16 protein-coding genes are annotated in these 19,119 nt (G+C 68.9%); 10 read left to right on the top strand and 6 right to left on the bottom strand.

Annotation, left to right across the window (positions count from 1 at the left end; genetic code table 11):
• Nucleotides 1-31 precede the first annotated feature (31 nt).
• The 8 genes from LGM89_RS18920 to LGM89_RS18885 all read left to right on the top strand — a co-directional run bounded on the left by LGM89_RS18920 (nt 32) and on the right by LGM89_RS18885 (nt 8,456).
• The gene (locus LGM89_RS18920) at nt 32-1,276 is read left to right on the top strand and encodes an NAD(P)/FAD-dependent oxidoreductase (protein ID WP_226204482.1); all 1,245 of its coding nucleotides are present in this window, start codon (nt 32-34) and stop codon (nt 1,274-1,276) included.
• A gap of 484 nt (nt 1,277-1,760) precedes the next feature.
• Nucleotides 1,761-4,814: a beta strand repeat-containing protein gene (locus tag LGM89_RS18915; RefSeq protein WP_226273628.1), complete on the top strand. Its 3,054-nt coding sequence runs from the start codon at nt 1,761-1,763 to the stop codon at nt 4,812-4,814.
• Between the two features lie 295 nt (nt 4,815-5,109).
• On the top strand, nt 5,110-5,469 hold the full coding sequence (locus LGM89_RS18910; RefSeq protein ID WP_226204486.1) for a hypothetical protein: 360 nt from the start codon (nt 5,110-5,112) through the stop codon (nt 5,467-5,469).
• A 34-nt stretch (nt 5,470-5,503) separates the two neighbouring features.
• On the top strand, nt 5,504-6,019 hold the full coding sequence (locus LGM89_RS18905; protein ID WP_089472250.1) for a sigma-70 family RNA polymerase sigma factor: 516 nt from the start codon (nt 5,504-5,506) through the stop codon (nt 6,017-6,019).
• Nucleotides 6,016-6,798: an anti-sigma factor family protein gene (locus LGM89_RS18900; protein WP_226204488.1), complete on the top strand. Its 783-nt coding sequence runs from the start codon at nt 6,016-6,018 to the stop codon at nt 6,796-6,798. Before LGM89_RS18905 ends, LGM89_RS18900 begins: the two co-directional genes overlap by 4 nt.
• A 31-nt stretch (nt 6,799-6,829) precedes the next feature.
• Nucleotides 6,830-7,267, top strand: a complete 438-nt coding sequence (locus LGM89_RS18895; RefSeq protein ID WP_413227473.1) for a quinol oxidase — start codon at nt 6,830-6,832, stop codon at nt 7,265-7,267.
• Nucleotides 7,264-7,896 carry a LolA family protein gene (locus LGM89_RS18890; RefSeq protein WP_226273627.1) on the top strand — a complete coding sequence of 211 codons (633 nt, stop codon included), beginning with the start codon at nt 7,264-7,266 and terminating at the stop codon, nt 7,894-7,896. Before LGM89_RS18895 ends, LGM89_RS18890 begins: the two co-directional genes overlap by 4 nt.
• A gap of 44 nt (nt 7,897-7,940) precedes the next feature.
• Nucleotides 7,941-8,456: an SRPBCC family protein gene (locus LGM89_RS18885; RefSeq protein WP_226204492.1), complete on the top strand. Its 516-nt coding sequence runs from the start codon at nt 7,941-7,943 to the stop codon at nt 8,454-8,456.
• Between the two features lie 76 nt (nt 8,457-8,532).
• On the opposite strand, the gene LGM89_RS18880 is transcribed toward LGM89_RS18885, so the two are convergent.
• From LGM89_RS18880 to LGM89_RS18855, 6 genes are all read right to left on the bottom strand, one after another.
• On the bottom strand, nt 8,533-9,582 hold the full coding sequence (locus LGM89_RS18880; RefSeq protein ID WP_226204494.1) for an ABC transporter ATP-binding protein: 1,050 nt from the start codon (nt 9,580-9,582) through the stop codon (nt 8,533-8,535).
• A 28-nt stretch (nt 9,583-9,610) separates the two neighbouring features.
• Nucleotides 9,611-11,209, bottom strand: a complete 1,599-nt coding sequence (locus LGM89_RS18875; RefSeq protein ID WP_226273626.1) for an ABC transporter permease — start codon at nt 11,207-11,209, stop codon at nt 9,611-9,613.
• Nucleotides 11,210-11,211: 2 nt separating this feature from the next.
• Nucleotides 11,212-12,246 (bottom strand): iron ABC transporter substrate-binding protein, encoded by a 1,035-nt coding sequence (locus tag LGM89_RS18870; RefSeq protein ID WP_089439363.1) that lies wholly within the window; start codon nt 12,244-12,246, stop codon nt 11,212-11,214.
• 65 nt (nt 12,247-12,311) lie between these two features.
• Nucleotides 12,312-13,622, bottom strand: coding sequence for an iron uptake transporter deferrochelatase/peroxidase subunit (gene efeB, locus LGM89_RS18865; RefSeq protein ID WP_226273625.1), 1,311 nt, complete (start codon nt 13,620-13,622; stop codon nt 12,312-12,314).
• 11 nt (nt 13,623-13,633) lie between these two features.
• Nucleotides 13,634-14,767 carry a hypothetical protein gene (locus LGM89_RS18860; protein WP_226273624.1) on the bottom strand — a complete coding sequence of 378 codons (1,134 nt, stop codon included), beginning with the start codon at nt 14,765-14,767 and terminating at the stop codon, nt 13,634-13,636.
• Nucleotides 14,768-14,832: 65 nt separating this feature from the next.
• A complete protein-coding gene (locus tag LGM89_RS18855; RefSeq protein WP_226273623.1) occupies nt 14,833-16,299 on the bottom strand; it encodes a carbohydrate porin in 1,467 nt (488 codons plus the stop codon).
• A gap of 680 nt (nt 16,300-16,979) precedes the next feature.
• Here LGM89_RS18855 and groES point away from each other — a divergent pair.
• Nucleotides 16,980-17,273 carry a co-chaperone GroES gene (groES, locus tag LGM89_RS18850; RefSeq protein ID WP_039361157.1) on the top strand — a complete coding sequence of 98 codons (294 nt, stop codon included), beginning with the start codon at nt 16,980-16,982 and terminating at the stop codon, nt 17,271-17,273.
• A 46-nt stretch (nt 17,274-17,319) separates the two neighbouring features.
• Nucleotides 17,320-18,960, top strand: coding sequence for a chaperonin GroEL (groL, locus tag LGM89_RS18845; protein ID WP_039361154.1), 1,641 nt, complete (start codon nt 17,320-17,322; stop codon nt 18,958-18,960).
• Nucleotides 18,961-19,119 lie beyond the last annotated feature (159 nt).

The following is a 19,119-nucleotide window of genomic DNA, read 5'->3' as shown; positions in this document are numbered from 1 at the left end:
CGTACTAAATCTCGACGCAGTACGGGGAACCATGGATTTCGACGTCATCGTTCTGGGGGCCGGCATCGTCGGCGTGTCGTCGGCGCTGCATCTGCAGGATCGCGGGCTGCGCGTCGCGCTCGTCGACCGGCGCGCGCCCGGCGAGGAAACGAGCCACGGCAATGCGGGGCTGATCGAGCGCTCGTCGGTCGTGCCGTATGCGTTTCCGCGCCGGCTCGGCACGCTGCTGCGCTATGCGCGCAACCGCTCGGTCGATCTCTACTGGGACTACCGCGCGCTGCCCGCATATGCGGGCTGGCTCGCGCGCTTCTGGCGCGAATCGTCGCCGCAGCGGCTCGCGGCCGCCGCGCGCGACCTGTTGCCGCTCGTCGCGGCGAGCGTCGTGGAGCACGACGCGCTGCTCGCGCGCACCGATGCGCAGCCGCTCGTGCACGACGGCGGGTGGATCGAGGCGTTCCGTTCGCCCGCGCTGTTCGATGCGGAAACGCGCGCGCAGCAGCGCGTGGCCGACGCGCACGGGCTGCGGATGACCGTGCTCGACGCGGGTGCGTTGCGGGCGCGCGAGCCCGGTATCGGCGACGCGTTCTGCGGCGCGTTCCACTGGCAGGACCCGAAGACCGTGTCGAGCCCGGGCGGGCTGACCAAGGCCTACGCGCGGCTGTTCGAGCGCGACGGCGGCACGTTCGCGCTCGGCGATGCCAGGACGCTCGTGCAGGTGGATGACGGCTGGCAGGTCGGTACCGAGCACGGGCCGATTTCGGCGCGCTCGGCCGTGGTGGCGCTCGGGCCGTGGTCCGATCACGTCTTCGAGCCGCTCGGCTACCGGATTCCGCTGCGCGCGAAGCGCGGCTATCACATGCACTACCGGCCGACGCGCGCGCCGCTGAACGTGCCCGTGTGCGATACCGAGGCAGGTTTCGTCGTCGCGCCGATGGAAGGCGGCCGCCTGCGGCTCACCACCGGCGTCGAGATCGCGCTGCGCGGCGCACCGCCGACCGGCGTGCAGCTCGCGCGCGCCGAGCCGCTGGCGCGCGACGCGTTCGGCATCGGCGAGCGGCTCGATCCCGAGCCGTGGCTCGGGATGCGGCCGTGCACGCCCGACATGCGCCCGGTGATCGGGCCCGCGCCGCGCCATCGCCATCTGTGGTTCGCATTCGGCCATTGCCATCACGGGCTCACGCTGGGTCCCGCAAGCGGACGCCTGCTCGCCGAAATGATGACGGGCGCGCCGACCTATATCGATCCCCATCCGTACCGGCCCGCGCGCTTCGGCTGATCCGGCGGCGCGCGCTGCGTCGCGCGCGCCGGTCTTCACAATGTTTCAGTCTGCTATCCGAATTATCGGAAATCACGCAATCGGAAATGATCTGCGTAATCGGCAAGAAAGATAATCGCGAAATAAAGAAAATCAGCAAATCGGCGATTTATCAATGCATTTTCATATTGATGAAATGCGTAACGGCCAACTGCTCGTGACGATGTGGCACGTCGTTGCGGCGGACGTTCCGGTGTTACGTGGAATGTACCGGAACACGTTACCACGGGGCTCGCAAACGTTACGTTACATCCGCGTTCCGCCGGCCTTTTTCGTCAGATGATTGCGGCGCCAGGGCCGTGTATTTCGTCTGAAATCGATTAAAAAAGCGTTATTGCCCGTCAATAGACAGACGAATCAATCCTGTTTTTCGAATTGGCACACTTCGTGCAATCGGTCCCCATGCTTTATCAACGTTGTGCCAACCGAGATGGGGAAAATAAAGATGGGACACAATTTGAAATTGACGGGTGTAGCGCTGTCGGTCGCGACGGTGTTCGGGGTACTGGCTTCGGGTTCCGCGATGGCGGGGGCCCTTGATGCGCTGCCGATTCCGCAAGTGATCGTCAACCCGCCGACGAACAGCGTGTCGGTCGGGTTGGTCGCGACGGGGACGTCGCCGCTGGGCTCGGTCACCGTGGCGGCAGGCGGGGCAGGCGCGATCCAGACGTCGCTGGGCGATCCCGGCCAGGTACTGTCGGGCGCCGTGGGGGCGGTGACGGGCGCACTCGGCGGTGGCGGCGGCACGGTGCAGCCGCTCGCGCCGGTCCAGGGTGTGCTGAATCAGGTGACGGGTGCGCTGAGCGGCGGCAACCCGGCAGGTGCGTTGACCGGTGCGCTGAATACGGCGACGGGGACGCTGAGCAATGCGGTTGGCACGGTAACGGGGGCACTGGGTAATGTCGGCGGTGGGGCGAACCCGCTGGCGCCGGTTCAAGGTGTTGTCAATCAAGTGACGGGCGCGCTCGGTGGCGGCAATCCGGCAGGTGCATTGACTGGCGCGCTCGGCACGGTCACGGGCGCACTGGGTGGTATCGGCGGTGGTTCAAATCCGCTGGCGCCGGTTCAGGGTGTCGTGAATCAAGTGACGGGTGCGCTCGGTGGCGGCAACCCGGCAGGTGCATTGACTGGCGCGCTCGGTACGGTGACGGGCGCACTGGGTGGCATCGGTGGCGGCTCGAACCCGCTGGCGCCGGTGCAAGGTGTCGTCAATCAAGTCACGGGTGCACTCGGCAGCGGCAATCCGGCCGGCGCACTGACCGGTGCCCTCGGCACGGTGACGGGCGCACTGGGTGGCATCGGCGGTGGCGCGGATCCGCTGGCGCCGGTTCAAGGCGTCGTCAATCAAGTGACGGGTGCGCTCGGTGGCGGCAACCCGGCAGGCGCACTAACCGGTGCCCTTGGCACGGTGACGGGCGCGCTGGGCGGTATCGGCGGCGGCGCGGACCCGCTGGCGCCGGTTCAAGGTGTCGTCAATCAAGTGACGGGTGCGCTCGGTAGCGGCAACCCGGCAGGTGCGTTGACCGGTGCGCTGAACACGGCGACCGGGGCACTGAGCAACGCACTCGGTACGGCAACGGGGGCGCTCGGCGGTATCGGCGGCGGCTCGAACCCGCTGGCGCCGGTACAAGGCGTCGTCAATCAAGTCACGGGCGCACTCGGCAGCGGCAACCCGGCAGGTGCATTGACCGGTGCCCTCGGCACGGTGACGGGTGCACTAGGCGGTATCGGTGGCGGCTCGAACCCGCTGGCGCCGGTTCAAGGTGTCGTCAATCAAGTGACGGGTGCGCTCGGTGGCGGCAACCCGGCAGGTGCATTGACTGGCGCACTCGGTACGGTGACGGGCGCACTGGGTGGCATCGGCGGTGGCGCGGACCCGCTGGCGCCGGTGCAAGGCGTCGTCAATCAAGTAACGGGTGCGCTCGGTGGCGGCAACCCGGCTGGCGCGTTGACCGGGGCACTTGGTACGGTGACGGGTGCACTGGGCGGTATCGGCGGTGGTTCGAACCCGCTGGCGCCGGTGCAAGGTGTCGTCAATCAAGTGACGGGCGCGCTCGGTGGCGGCAATCCGGCCGGCGCACTGACCGGTGCCCTCGGCACGGTGACCGGCGCACTGGGCGGCATCGGTGGCGGCTCGAACCCGCTGGCGCCGGTGCAAGGTGTCGTCAATCAAGTCACGGGTGCACTCGGCAGCGGCAACCCGGCCGGTGCACTGACCGGTGCCCTCGGCACGGTGACCGGCGCACTAGGCGGCATCGGCGGCGGCTCGAACCCGCTGGCGCCGGTGCAAGGTGTCGTCAATCAAGTCACGGGCGCACTCGGCAGCGGCAATCCGGCAGGCGCACTGACCGGCGCACTCGGCACGGTGACGGGCGCACTGGGCGGTATCGGTGGCGGCTCGAACCCGCTGGCGCCGATCCAGAGCGTCGTCGACCAGGTCACGGGTACGCTCGGCAGCGGCAACCCGGCCGGCGCACTGAGCAACGCGGTCAACACGATCACGGGCACGCTCGGCAACGTCGGTGGCACGGGAAGCCCGCTGGCGCCGGTGCAGGGCGTCGTCACGCAGCTCGCCGGCACGCTTGGCGGCGCGGGGAGCCCGCTGGCGCCGGTGCAAGGCGTCGTGAACCAGGTCGTCGGCACGCTGTCCGGCGCCGGTGGCGGTAGCCCGATCACGCCGATCACGAACCTCGTCAACGGCCTGCAGAACGCGCTGCCGACGGGCGGCAACGCAGCCGGCGCGCTGACCGGCGCACTGGGCTCGGTGACGGGCGCACTCGGCAACCTCGGCGGCTCGAACCCGCTGGCGCCGGTGCAGGGCGTCGTGAACCAGGTGGTCGGCACGCTCGGCAGCAGCAACGCGGTCGGCACGGCCACGAACGCACTGGGTAATGCGGTCGGCTCCGTCGTGGGCGCGCTCGGCAACCTCGGCGGCTCCAACCCGCTGGCCCCGGTACAGGGCGTCGTGAATCAGGTGGTCGGCACGCTCGGCAACCTCGGCGGCTCGAACCCGCTGGCGCCGGTGCAAGGCGTCGTGAACCAGGTCGTCGGCACGCTGTCGGGCGCGGCGGGCAGCAACCCGATCGCCCCGATCACGAACCTCGTGAGCGGCCTGACGGGCGGCAGCAACCCGGCCGGCGCACTGACCGGTGCGCTCGGTTCGGTGACGGGCGCACTCGCGAACGGTCCGGCGGCCCTCGGGCAGGCGGCCGGCGCGCTGTCGGGCGCGGCCGGTTCGACGGCGGCGGCGGGCGGCAGCCTGCTCGGCTCGGGCGCGAACGCGGCCGGCGGCACGGCGGGCGCAGTCGGCTCGCTGCTGACGACGGGCGCCAACGCGACGGCGACGGTCGTCAACGCAGTCGGTACGACGGTGGGCACGGCGCTCGGCTCCGCGCCGGGCCTGTCGGTCACGCCGCATTCGGGCAACAGCGCGCCGGGCAACCCGCTCGCGCCGGTGTCGTCGCTGCTCCAGTCGCTGACGGGTGCACTGCCGAAGTAACCGGCCGCGCACGCACGGCGGAGCCGGATCGGCCGCCGTGCGCAACGGGCCGCACAACGCGGCATGGCAGCGATGTCATGCCGCGTTGTCTTTTGGTGTCCCTTTTTTCCTGCGTCGCACGACTGGCCGCCGCCGCCGCCAACGACGCTCGCCGGCCGGCGTGGAATAACCGGTCGCCTCCATCCGTTTACCTACCGAATCCCGGCAGCGCCGGCCGGCGGGATAATGGTCGTGACGAAGCCGATCGTCCCGGCCGGTGCCGCCGTGTCGCGATGCCGTGTCAAGGAGAAAGGGCATGAAACGGATACTCGTCGCCGCCGCGCTGACGGCGTCAATCGTGCGGCCGGCCGCCGCGGAACCACCACGAGCCGGCGATGGAAAGCTCGTCGACGAAGATCGCATGACGCTGTACGTGTTCGATCGCGATGCGCCCGGCAAGAGCGCGTGCGACAGCGCGTGCGCGGCCAACTGGCCGCCTGCGCGCGCCGACGCGTACGACAAGCCAGTGGGTGCGCTGAGTCTCGTCGCGCGTGACGACGGCAGCAAGCAATGGGCGTACCGCGGGCGCCCGCTGTATCGCTGGAAGCTCGATCACAAGCCCGGCGACACGGGCGGCGACGGGGTCGGCGGCATGTGGCACGTCGCGCGTCCGTGACGACGGGCGGTGGGGCGGTGCGCGAGGCATCCTGATGAGCTACGAATCGGATCTGCTGGTGTGGTTGCCGCATCTCACGCGTTATGCGCGCGCGCTGACGGGTGACCGGGCCTGGGCGGACGATCTCGTGCAGGACACGCTCGAGCGGGCGCTGAACCGCCCGCCGCGCGACGGCGGCAACCTGCGCGCGTGGCTGCTGACGTTGCTGCGGCACCGCTTCATCGACCAGTTGCGCGCACGGCACGAGATCGCGGTCGACGATGCGACGGCGCCGTGGCAGACGATGGCCGCACCGGCCGGCGAAATCGGCGGGCTGGTGCTGCGCGACGTGCAGCGCGCGCTGTACCGGCTGCCGGTCGAACAGCGCGAGGTGCTGCTGCTGGTCGCGCTCGAGGAATTGAGCTATCGCGATGCCGCGGCGGTGCTCGGCGTCCCGGTGGGCACGGTGATGTCGCGGCTTGCACGGGCGCGCGGGCAGATGCGCGCGCTGTTGTCCGACGAGCCGCCGGCGCACGGCACGGCGGCATTACGGGTGATCGGGAAGACATGATGGACGATCCGCACAAGCCTTCGAACGAGCGGGACGACGATGCGTCGGCGCAACTGCTGTCCGCGTTGCTGGACGGCGAGCTGTCCGGGCACGAGCGTCGCGAGGTGCTCGAGCGCGTGCTGGCCGATCCGCAGGAGGCCGAACGATTCGCGCATTACCGGGCGCAGCGCGACGCGCTGCAGGCGCTGTTCCCGCTGCCGGCCGCCGCGCCCGCGCTGTTCGTGCAACGCCGTGCGCCGCGCCGGCGCGGGATCGCCTATGCATTCGCTGCGCTCGCGGCCGGGCTGCTGATCGGTGTCGCGCTGCATGCGGGCTGGGTGGCATTCGGCGGTGAGCCGGCGTTCGCCGCACGCGCGGATGCCGCCTATGCGACGTACGTGGCCGACCACGACCATCCGGTCGAGGTCGGTGCGGGCGATCCTGACCATCTCGTCGCGTGGCTGTCCGCGCGTCTCGGGCGTCCCGTGCGTGCGCCGTCGCTCGACGAATACGGTTACCGGTTGCTCGGCGGCCGGCTGCTCCCCGGCGAAGCGGGGCCGGCCGCGCAACTCATGTACCAGCGCGCGGACGGCGCGCGCGTGACGCTGTACATGACGGCCTACGACACACGGCGCCTCGCGCCGCAGGCGATGTCGGCCGGTGGCCGCTACACGTATTTCTGGTCGGATCGCGGGATGGGCTACGCATTGTCCGGCCAGGGCGACGAACGGCGCCTGCGCGAACTCGCGATCGACGCGTGCGGCGCGCTAGGCGGCCCGACCGACGCGTGGAAGGGGTGACACGCGTGGCGCCGCCGGCAGGGAGCAGGTGATGAAGACGACGATGACGAAGCGGCGCGTGCCGATGCTGGCGCTGGTGCTGGCGGCGCTCGCCGCGGGCACGGCGCTTGCGCAGGCGGACGGTGATACGCCGCTGCGCGTGCCGGTCGACGCCGACGGCGTGCAACGGGTGGCGATCGTCGGCGGCAGCTATTTCTTCCGACCGAACCACGTGATCGTGCGGGCGCATGTGCCGGTCGAGCTGACCGTGTCGGCCGAGCCCGGCCCGGTGCCGCACAGCTTCGAAATCGATGCGCCGCAGGCCGGCATCGCGGTGCGCGCCGAGCTCGGCACGACGCCGAAGACGTTTCGCTTCACGCCGGCGCAGCCGGGCCGGTTCGCCTACTATTGCACGCATCGGCTGCTGTTTTTCAGGAGCCATCGCGAGCGCGGGATGGAAGGCGTGCTCGATGTCGAGGCGGCGCCGTGATCGCCGCGTTGCTGGCCGCGAGCCTGATAGGAGCGAGCATGACCGCCGATCCCGTGACCGTCGCGCAGGCGCATTTCGACCACGTCCGCTCGTACCGCGCGACGATCCGCTCGTCCGCACGCAGCGGCGAGCGCACCGAAATCCATTACGCGTACCTGAAACCGGGCTTCGTCCGGATGGATTTCGTGTCGCCGCATCACGGCGCGGTGCTCGCGTACGATCCCGGCGACGGCAAGGTGCGGCTGCGTCCGTTCGGCGTGCATGCGCCGCCCGCGCTGACGCTGTCGCCGTCCAATCCGCTCGTGCGCGACCGCAGCGGCCACCGGGTCGACCGGTCGGACGTCGGCGAACTGCTGCGCAACGTCCATGCGCTGCAGGAAGGCGGTGCGACGGTGACCGAAGGCGAGGAGGCCGTCGGCGGCCGGACCGCGCTGCGCGTGTCGGTCACGGGCGCGCCCGCGCATGTGGTCGACGGCGTGCATCGCTACCGGCTGTGGCTCGATACCGAGGACGGCTTTCCGCTGAAGGTCGTCAGCTTCGCGGACGATGGCGACGTGCCGCTCGAAACCGTGACGCTCGACGATATCGAAATCGATGTCGCGTTTCCCGAACGCTTCTTCGCGCCCTGAGCGGTGCGCTGACTCATGCCCGTGACGGGCATGCCGGAGGCTGCATGGCGGAATACCGGTTCTCGACGACCTGGCGCGTGGACGCGCCGCTCGCGGCGGTGTGGGACGCGATCTACCAGGTCGACCGCTGGCCCGTCTGGTGGAAGGGTGCCGTGCGCACCGTCGAGATCGAACCGGGCGACGCGCGCGGCGTCGGTGCGCTGCACCGTTACACATGGAAGGGAGCGCTGCCGTACCGGCTGACCTTCGACATGCGCGTGCGGCGCGTCGAGCCGCCGCATGTGCTCGAAGGCCGCGCGAGCGGCGCGATCGAAGGCGACGGATGCTGGTCGTTCGTCGCCGACGGCGCACGTACGATCGTGCGCTACGACTGGCACATCCGCACGCACGTGCGCTGGATGAACCGGCTGGAGCCGCTCGGTCGCCCGCTGTTCCGCTGGAACCACGACGTCGTGATGCGCGAAGGCGCAAAGGGGCTCGCGCGGCTGCTGGGCGCGACGGTCGAGACGGAGGGCCGGATCTTCCGCCCGTTGTCGGAGGCGGGCTGCGCCGATGCCTGAACGCGGGTGAACGCGACTGAACGCGACTGAACGCGAGTAAGTGCGAGTAAGCGCGCGCCGCGACGGCCCGCGCCGCTCAGCGCGCGTACGCCATCACCGCGCCATCCACCACCAATGCGACACGTTCGCCGACGGCCGGACACCGGTGTCCCGGCACGCGTGCGCGCACGCGCACGTCGCCATCGGCATCGAGGCGCACGAGCACGTCGGCGTCCTGGCCCGCGAATTGCACGGCTTCGACACGCGCCGTATGGCCGCGCGCCGCGTCGCCGTGCGTGACCGGCACGATGCCGATCTGCTCGGGACGCAGCATCGCATCGGCCGGCCCGTCGGGCAGCGGCGCGACGAGCGGCAGGTCGCCGAGCGCGCAGGCGATGCGCATGTTGTGCACACGGCCGGCGAGCAGCACCGCCTGCCCGACGAACGACGCGACGTCGCGCGTGACGGGCTGCCGGTACAGCGTCTGCGGAGCGGCCGTCTGCACGAGCCGGCCGTGCCACATCACTGCCACTTCGTCGCCGAGCGTCATCGCCTCGGGCTGGTCGTGCGTGACGAGCACCGAGGTCGCGCCTGCCGCGGCGAGCGCATCGGCGACCGCGCTGCGCGTTTCGTGGCGCAGCGACGTGTCGAGCGCGGAGAACGGTTCGTCGAGGATCACGAGCGACGGCTCGGGCGCGAGCGCACGAGCGAGCGCGACGCGCTGCTGCTGTCCGCCGGACAGTTGCTGCGGCGCACGGCTCGCATACGACGCGGGCAGCCCGACCATCTCGAGCAGTTCGTCGACGCGATGATGGCGCCGCCGCGCCGCGCGCGGCAGCCCGAACGCGATGTTGTCGGCCACCGACAGATGCGGAAACAGCGCGCCTTCCTGCGGCACGTAGCCGATCCGGCGCTGTTCGGGCGGCACGTGCACGTCGGGCGCGGCCACGCGGCGCCCGTCGATTTCGACGGTGCCGCGCTCGGCGCGCTCGAAGCCGCACAGCACGCGCAGCAGGGTGGTCTTGCCGCTGCCGGACGGGCCGAGCAGCGCGAGGCGCGAGCCGCGCCGCACCGTGAGGTCGATGTCGTGCAGGACGGTATGCGCTCCGAACGATTTCGACAGGCCGTGGATGCGTAGTTCGCTCATGGGCGGTTCCGGGGAAAAAGGGCGGCGCTCAGTCACGCACCGACGCGCGGCCGAGCAGCAGGAACAGCAGTCCCGACGCGCCGAGCGACAGCGCGACGAGCAGCGCCGCGTAGGGCGCCGCGGCGGCGAACGCAAGCGTCGCCGTATCGCTCCACACCTGCGTCGCGAGCGTGCGGGTGCCGATCGGCGACAGCAGCAGCGTCGCGTTGAGTTCCGTCACGACCGAGATGAACACCATCGTCGCGGCCGCGCCGAGGCCGGGCGCCGCGAGCGGCAGCACCACGCGCGTGAGCGTCGCGCGCCAGCCGAGGCCGAGCGAGCGGGCGGTTTCCTCGAGCCGGACCTGCACGTGCGACAGCGCGGCGCGCACGCTGACGACCGCGAGCGGCAGGAACAGGATCGCGTATGCGCCGACGAGCGCCGGTGCGCTCTGGTAGAGCGGCTGCAGCATTCGCACCGTGATCGACACGATCGCCAGCGCGACGACGATGCCCGGCACGCCCTGCACGGTCATCGCGGTGCGCTCGAGGAGCGTCGCGACGCGGCCGGGATAGCGAACCAGCAGGAACGCGAGCGGCAGCGCGAGCAGCGTCGTGACGGCTGCCGCCATCAGGCCGTAGCCGGACGACGCGAGCGTGGCCTGCCACAGCAGTTCGGGCGACACGTCGGCCGGCGTGACGGCGGCCGCGCTCTGTTGCGTGAGCCAGTAGCCGATCATCGCGAGCGGGACGCCGAGCGTCGCCGCGGCGAGCGCGGCGAACGCGACGGTGACGGGGCCGCGCAGACGGCCGAGCGGATAACGCATCGCGACGCGGCGCGCGGCACGGTGCGTATGGCCATAGCGCGCATGGCCGCGAGCGCGTGCCTCGATCGCGAGGCACAGCAGGCACAGCGCGATCAGCACGCAGCCGAGCAGCGAGGCGCCGCCGCCGTCGAACGCGGTGCGGTATTCCGCATAGATCTCGGTCGTGAAGGTGCGAAAGCGCAGCAACTGGAATGCGCCGAACTCGGACAGCACGCCGAGCGCGACGAGCAGCATCCCGCCGCACAGCGCGGGGCGCAGCTGCGGCAGCACGACGCGCAAGAAGGTATGCCACGGCGAGCAGCCGAGCGTGCGCGCGCTTTCCTCCAGCGCGGGGTCGAGCTCGCGCAGCGCGGCGGCCACCGGCAGGTAGACGAGCGGGAAGTATGCGGAAGTCAGCACGATCAGCGCGCCGAGGAAATCCTGCAGGTCGAGGCTCAGCGACACCCACGCATAGCTCGTGATGAACGGCGGCACCGCGAGCGGCGCGGCCGCGAGCGCGGTCCACAGCGGCCGGGCGGGCAGGTCGGTGCGCTCGATGAACCATGCGAGCGCCGTGCCGAGCAGCGTGCACGCGAGGGTCGCAGCGAGCGTGATCGACAGCGTGTTGACCAGCAGTTCGCCGACGAGCGGGCGCCACAGCAGCTCGATCGCATCGTCGACGCCGAAGGTGGCCGCGCGGTACAGCGTGAAGCCGAGCGGCAGCAGGATCGCAAGCGGCCCGCACGCGGCAGCGGCGACGAGCGCGCGTGGCGGGCGGCGCCGTGTCGCGGTGGGCGCGCCGTCGCGTGCGCTGCGTGCCGTGCGGGACACGGCGTCGCTCATGGTCAGAGCAGACCGGCCTGGCGCAGCAGCTTGCCGGCCTGGCTGTCGTCGCCGAGCTGTTCGAACGACAGTGCCGGCGGGCTCAGTTCGTTGAACGGCTTCAGGATCGGATCGGGCGCGACGCCCGGATGCAGCGGATACTCGAAGCTGATGTGGCCGCCGGCCATCAGTTTCTGCGCGCGCTCGCTGACGAGATACGCGACGAACTTCTGCGCTTCCGGCTGGTGCTTCGACGCCTTCAGCACCGCGGCGCCGGACACGTTGACGGCCCCGCCGACGTCACCCTTGCCGAAGTGGTAGATCGCGCTGCGGGTCGACTTGTCGCCGAGTTCGGCGTGCAGGCGGTCCCAGTAGTAGTTGTTGACGATGCCGGTCAGCACGCCGCCGCGGTTGACGGCCGCCGTCACGCCTTCGTCGTCGTCGAAGATCTGCGCGTTGGCCTTCAGGCCCTTCAGCCATTGCAGCGTCGCGGCTTCGCCGTGCAGCGCGAGCACCGCGCTCACGAGCGGCAGGAAGTCCGCGTCGCTCGGCGCGACGCCGACCTTGCCCTTCCATTCCGGCTTCGCGAGATCGAGCAGCGAAGCGGGCAGCTGCTGCGGCTGGATTTTCGCGGTGTTGTAGATGAGCACGTTCTCGCGCGCGAGCACGCCGACCCAGTTGCCGTCCGCCGGGTTGAAGCGCGCGGGCACCGACTGCAGCGTGGCGGCGTCGGTCTTCGCGAACAGGCCCTTGCGGTCGAGCAGCACGAGCTCCGGCGAGTTCTCGGTGAAGTACACGTCGGCCGGCGTGCGGTCGCCTTCCGCGACGAGCTGCGCGGCGAGCGCCGGGCCTTCGCCCGAGCGCACCTTCACGGTGATGCCGCTCTGCGCTTCGAAGTCCTTGACGAGCTGGTTGACGACCTGCTCGTGCTGCGCGTTGTACAGCGTGAGCGTCGCGGCATGCGCGCGCGCGGCGTGCAGCGCGCCGGTCAGCATCAGCGCGGCGGCCGCCGCGGAAATCAGGTGCCGCAGCGGGCGGCTAACGGGTGAAGTGTTCATGTGATTTTCAGCAGGTTGCACCCGGCCGGGCCGGGAAGGTGTGCGTTGCCTTGCGTTGTGCGTCGTCATGCCTCGAACAGCGCGGCGCCGATGTACGAACCCGGTTGCGCGCCCGGCGGGCACGCGAAGATCGCGCTGCCGACGTGCGTGGTGAACTGGTTCATGATGTCCAGCTTCGCGAGCTTCTCGTTGATCGGAATGAAGCCCTTGCGCGGGTCGCGCTGGTGCGCGACGAACATCAGCCCCGCGTCGTACTCGGTCTGCTGGCGCCACGGCGGCCAGCGCTCGATGTAGAAGTTCGTGCTGTCGTTGTACGAGTACGCACGGCGCAGGATCTGCGCGCCGTTGTTCAACTGCGGCGACGCGAGACGCGCGTGAGAATTGTCGGGAATCACCGGGTTGCCGTCCTTGTCGGCCGCATCGAGATCGAGTGCCTCGAACTCGTGCTTCTGGCCGAGCGGCGCGCCGCTGTACTTGTGACGGCCGACCACCTGCTCCTGGAAGCCGAGCTCCGTGTTGTCCCAGTGCTCGAGCGTGATGCGGATCCGGCGCACGACCGTGTAGGTGCCGCCGTTCATCCATGCCGGGCCTTCGCTGCCGGCCCACACGAATTCGTTCATCGCGGCCGGGTCGGACATCGGCGGGTTCATCGTGCCGTCCTTGAAGCCCATCAGGTTGCGCGGCGTTTCGCCGGGCTTGCCCGACGTGAAGCCGGCCTGGCCCCAGCGCATCTGCGTTGCCTTCGCGCCGAGGCGCACGAGCTGGCGCACCGCGTGGAACGCGACCTGCGCGTCGTCCGCGCACGCCTGGATGAACAGGTCGCCGCCGGTCTTTTCCGGCAGCAACTGGTCGCCGTTGAAACGCGGCAGGTCGACCAGCGCGGCGGGGCGATGCTTCGCGAGGCCATAGCGGTCCTTGCCGGCGAGCGCGAACATGCCGGGGCCGAAGCCGAACGTGATCGTCAGGCGCGCGGGGCCGAGGCCGAGCGCGTCGCCCCCGTCCGCCGGCGCGACTTCGTCGCTGCCCGTCGTGGCGAGGGGTTGCGCGGTATCGCCGCGCGTCATGCGCGCGGCGGCGTCGGTCCAGGTTTTCAGCAGCGCGATGACATCCGAGCGCTGGGCGGTCGTCAGGTCGAGCGCCGCGAAATACGCGTGGCGCTGCTGCGGCGTCGTAATGCCGCTCTGGTGCTTGCCATAGAACGGCTCGACGCCGTCATGCGCGGAAGCGGGCGTGGGTGCGGGCGCGGCGGCCGGCGCATCCGCGGCCTGTGCGGCCGGGATCGACGCCGCCGCGAGGCCGGCAGCCACTGCGGCGCCGCCCGCCTTCAGGAAGCCGCGCCGTGCGGGGCGCGGTGGCTGGTTGGAATCGTCTGCCATGATGGGTTCCGTTACTTCGCGAGCAACAGCGTGTTGACGTCGTCGGCGACGTAGTAGAAGCCGTCGCCTTCGGGCGTCATCGCGATGCCGAACAGGTTGCCGTTGCCGGGGGGCGTCTGCGCCTTGTCGGTATTGATCCAGCGCGCGTAGATCTGCTTGCCGGCAATCGGGTCGATCTCGACGACCTGGCCGTTCTGCGCGTTGGTCGCGAGCAGGTGGCCGTTCGGTGCGGTGGCAAGCGCGAGCGGGCGGCGCAGGAAGCCGTCGGCGGTGACCTGGCGGCCGACGCCCGCGCTGGTGTCGCGTGTGAGCGGATCGTCGATTTCGACGATGCGGTTGCCGATCGCGTCCGACACGTACAGCTTCTTCTGGTCGCCCGACAGCGCGAGGCCGGTCGGGCCGACCAGGAACACGCCCTTGTCGGCCTGCGCGCCGAGGCCGCTCGCGACGACCGTTTCCTGCTTGATCACCGGCGGCTTGCCGGCCGGCACGTCGAGGTCGAGACGCAGCACGGTCGCCTGCTTGTAGACGGGCGGGTTGCCGTCCGCGCCGCCGACGCCGAAGCCGGCCATGCTGACGAACAGCGTCGCGCTGTCGCCGCGGTCGACCACGGCCATGTTGCCCCACGGGTCGTTGATGTTCGGGGTCGACCACGTCGACGCGATCTTGCCTTGCGGATCGAGCACGATCAGGCAGCCGGCGCCCTTGGTGTTGGTCGTGCCGTCGTTGCTCGGCGTGCTGCCGACGATCACCCAGCCGGATTTCAGCATCGTCATCGCCGTCGACAGGCCGACGCCGCCGGGGCAGGCCTTCAGGTCGCGCGGAATCGACGCGAACAGGCTCAGCTGCTTGGTCGACGGGCGGTAGTTGACGATCGTGCTGCCGGTGCCCTGCAGGTTCGCCGCGTTGTTGAAGTTGTCGACGAGCACGTCGCCCGCCTGGATCGTCCCGGCCGACACCGGCGCGACCGCGATCGCGTACGGGTTCTGGTCGCCGTTGTCCGGCACCGTGTTGACGAGCGTGGTGTGGCGATGCACGGTCTCGAGGAAACCTTGCGGCTCGGCGAGTGCGCCGGCGGCGGCCGTCAGCGCGGCGGCGGCCAGTGCGCCCGTCGCGAGGCGGCGAAGCGGGGCGGATTGAATCATGTGAATCTCCTGGGGAGCGCGCCGTCCGGGCGGCGCGCGAAAATGGTCGGCGTGGGCGCGTCCGCTCAGAACGTGATCGTCGTCCGCGCGCCGAGCACGAACGTGTTGCGCAGCGGCTGGGTCGCGTCGCTCGGGTTCTGGCCGGCGCCGGCATTGAACGTGTACTGCGCGTCGGCCTGGACGATCCACCACGGGTTGACCTGGTACTGGTAGGTCGCCTCGAGCGTCGTCTCGCGGGTGCGCACGCCGTACGGGCCGGTCGCGAACGTTCGCGCGGTCTGGTCGAGGTCGGTCACGTGGTTGCCGACCTGGATGTACGTGACGCCGAGGCCGACGCTGTCGTTGTCGCGGCCGGCGAACGGCGCCTTCAGCACGATCCCCGCGTTGGCGGAGAAGCTCACCAGGTTGCGGTCGCCCGGCGCGCCCATCACGCGCGCAAACACGCCGAGGCTGCGCGGGCCGGTCGGGTCGGGGCGCCAGATCATCTGGTCGGCCACCGCGTAGAAGCTGTAGTTCCCGTGACGCTGCTGCGCGTCGCCGTTCGACGCGGGATCTGCGAGCGACAGCCCGTCGCTGCCGACGTTCTGGTCCGCGAAGCGGCCGTTGTGATACCAGACGCCGATCTTGTAGGTGCCCGGCAGCCCGTTCGAGCGGCCGGTATCCATTTCGCCGTCTGACGGCTGGTTCAGCGCGTACTGCAGTTCGCCGATATAGAGCGCGCCGTTGTGCAGGTTGAAGTTGGTGCCGCTGAGGTTGTTCGGGTTGTTGCCGAGCGGATCGCCGTCGAACACGCCCGCGAGCGCGGTGAGTTTCGGCGTGATCTGCGCGCGTACGCGCACGCCGAGGCCCGCGAGCGGATACGCGGGGCCGCCGTTCGGCAGGTCGTAGGACGGCAGCGCGGGCCAGCCGAACATCGTGTTGACGAACGTGTTCGCATACGTGCTGACCATGAATTCCTGGTCCAGGCTCTGCTGGCCGATCTTCACGTCGACGCGCTTGTCGAGGAACGACTGCTGGTACCACAGCTCCCACAGGCGCGTCGTGCCCTGCGCCTCGATGCCGCTCGCGGTGTTGAGCGTGCCGAGGTTGCGCGCACTCAGGTTGGTGCCGTGGATCTGCAGCGCGCTGACGTTGAATGTCCCGCCCGGCAGGCCGATTGCCTTCTGCGTGTCGACCGTCAGGGTGGCCGTCGTCAAGCCGTCGTACGCGCCGCCGCGGTTCAGGCCGCCGCGCAGGTTCGCGAGGTATTCGCTGGTTTCGGTGATCTGCAGCGTCGCGCCGTACTTGCCGAGCCACGGGCGGATGCCGCCCATGTCGCCGAGCAGGCTCTGGCGCGTCCAGATGCCGGTCCACATGTTGGTCGGCTTCGCCTGGATCGCCAGGTCGGCCTCGGGGGCTTCCGGCTGTGCGTCGACCGGCACGTCGGCGAAAGCTGCGCCGCTCGCGAACGATGCACACGCGAGGATGGCCGCGCAGGCGGCGGGGCGCATCCGGGCACGGGCGCTGTCTCCCTGGAACGATGCAAACTTCATATCAAATCCCTGGTTCTAATTAGTGTGGAGTCCTGCTTGTCGGTCGCTGTCCGGACGCTCGGCACCGATCGGCCAGGGCATGAAGATGAACGCAACGCGGCGCATCGTAGGAGTGTCGAATGGGAATGTCAATGTAAACGAGAATGATTCGCATCTAAATTACTGAATGTAATCCGCCTCCTTACGGGTGGGGCCCGACACGGGTTTACTGACGAGGTAAACCGTAAATATCGTTGTAATGAAAATGAATGCTTCTATGCGGGTCGATGGATCCGCGGCGCGAGGCGCAGGCGGCAACCGGCGGGTGCGGGAGGGCGCATGCCGGCGGACGGAATCGACGCCGCTGCGGCATTTATCGAGTGATGCCGCCGATCGAAGGAACTCCGTGCTTTCCCGGTGTCCAAACGGGGCTGGATGGGATTCCGGGGCCGCGCGGCCCCGCCTGCAAGGCGGGGTGGCGCTTGTCGGGGTTTGTTTTCAAAGGGTTTTTTGTCGGATCCACGTGCTTTTTCCGCCCCGTCCCCGCCCCGAAAATTCGTCCGGTTCCCCTTCTTGAATTTGTCAAAACCCGTCCATATAATTAGCACTCGCTGCACGAGAGTGCTAACAATTCTCTGCCAGGCGACAAGCCGGGCAGATTCCCTAAGCGTTCTTCAATCTCAGTCAAGAGAGGAGTGAATATGAACCTTCGTCCTTTGCACGATCGCGTGATCGTCAAACGCCTGGATCAGGAAACCAAGACCGCCTCGGGCATCGTGATCCCCGACGCCGCTGCTGAAAAGCCGGACCAGGGCGAAGTCCTGGCCGTCGGCCCGGGCAAGCGCGACGACAAGGGCGCCCCGATCGCGCTCGACGTGAAGGTCGGCGATCGCGTCCTGTTCGGCAAGTACGCAGGCCAGACCGTGAAGGTCGACGGCAGCGAACTGCTGGTCATGCGCGAAGAAGACATCATGGCCGTGGTCAACGCGAAGTAAGCGTCCACCGACGGTACATATTCCCAAGAATTCAAGGAGTTAGAAGATGGCAGCTAAAGACGTCGTATTCGGCGATTCCGCCCGTTCGAAGATGGTCGAAGGCGTGAACATTCTCGCCAACGCAGTCAAGGTCACGCTGGGTCCGAAGGGCCGCAACGTGGTGCTCGAGCGCAGCTTCGGCGGCCCGACGGTCACCAAGGACGGTGTGTCGGTCGCGAAGGAAATCGAGCTGAAGGACAAGCTCCAGAACATGGGCGCGCAAATGGTCAAGGAAGTCGCTTCCAAGACCAGCGACAACGCAGGCGACGGCACGACGACGGCAACCGTCCTCGCGCAATCGATCGTTCGCGAAGGCATGAAGTACGTCGCATCGGGCATGAACCCGATGGACCTGAAGCGCGGCATCGACAAGGCAGTCGCAGCGGCTGTCGAAGAGCTGAAGAAGATCAGCAAGCCGTGCACGACGAACAAGGAAATCGCACAGGTCGGCTCGATCTCGGCGAACAGCGACACGTCGATCGGCGATCGCATCGCTGAAGCGATGGACAAGGTCGGCAAGGAAGGCGTCATCACCGTCGAAGACGGCAAGTCGCTGGCTGACGAACTCGACGTCGTCGAAGGGATGCAATTCGACCGCGGCTACCTGTCGCCGTACTTCATCAACAACCCGGAAAAGCAAGTCGCCGTCCTCGACAACCCGTTCGTGCTGCTGCACGACAAGAAGGTGTCGAACATCCGTGATCTGCTGCCGGTACTCGAGCAAGTCGCGAAGGCTGGCCGTCCGCTGCTGATCATCGCTGAAGACATCGAAGGCGAAGCGCTCGCCACGCTGGTCGTCAACAACATCCGCGGCATCCTGAAGACCGTTGCGGTCAAGGCGCCGGGCTTCGGCGATCGTCGCAAGGCGATGCTGGAAGACATCGCGATCCTGACCGGCGGCCAGGTGATCGCTGAAGAAACCGGCCTGACGCTCGAGAAGGCAACGCTGGCAGAACTGGGCCAGGCGAAGCGCATCGAAGTGGGCAAGGAAAACACGACGATCATCGACGGCGCAGGCGAAGCCGTGAACATCGAAGCACGCGTGAAGCAAGTGCGCGCGCAAATCGAAGAAGCGACGTCGGACTACGACCGTGAAAAGCTGCAAGAGCGCGTGGCCAAGCTGGCTGGCGGTGTTGCAGTGATCAAGGTTGGTGCCGCGACCGAAGTCGAAATGAAGGAAAAGAAGGCACGTGTCGAAGACGCACTGCACGCAACGCGCGCGGCTGTGGAAGAAGGCATCGTGGCAGGTGGCGGCGTTGCGCTGATCCGCGCTCGCACCGCGATCGCAGGCCTGACCGGCGCTAACGCCGATCAAAACGCCGGCATCAAGATCGTGCTGCGCGCAATGGAAGAGCCGCTGCGCCAGATCGTCACGAACGGCGGCGAAGAAGCCAGCGTCGTGGTGGCGGCAGTTGCTGCAGGCCAGGGCAACTACGGCTACAACGCAGCGACGGGCGAGTACGTCGACATGGTCGAAGCCGGTGTGGTTGATCCGACCAAGGTCACGCGTACCGCACTGCAGAACGCAGCGTCGGTTGCAGGCCTGCTGCTGACGACGGACGCAGCTGTTGCTGAACTGCCGAAGGAAGACGCACCGATGCCGGGCGGCATGCCCGGCGGCATGGGCGGCATGGGCATGGACATGTAATCGACTTCGGTCGATGGTGTCCGGAGCGCGCAGCGATGCGCGTTCCAGCCAAAAGAAAAGACCCGCAGCGATGCGGGTCTTTTTTTATGGGCGCGCGGATTTCGATGCGTGCGCGGGGCGGCCGGAGATGTCGCGCCCACAGGGCGTGACATTGGGGGG

Source organism: Burkholderia sp. AU31624, assembly GCF_020420065.1.
Taxonomy (GTDB): domain Bacteria; phylum Pseudomonadota; class Gammaproteobacteria; order Burkholderiales; family Burkholderiaceae; genus Burkholderia.
The sequence above is the reverse complement of the archived record's forward strand: the minus strand, read 5'-3'. Positions and strand labels throughout refer to the sequence as shown.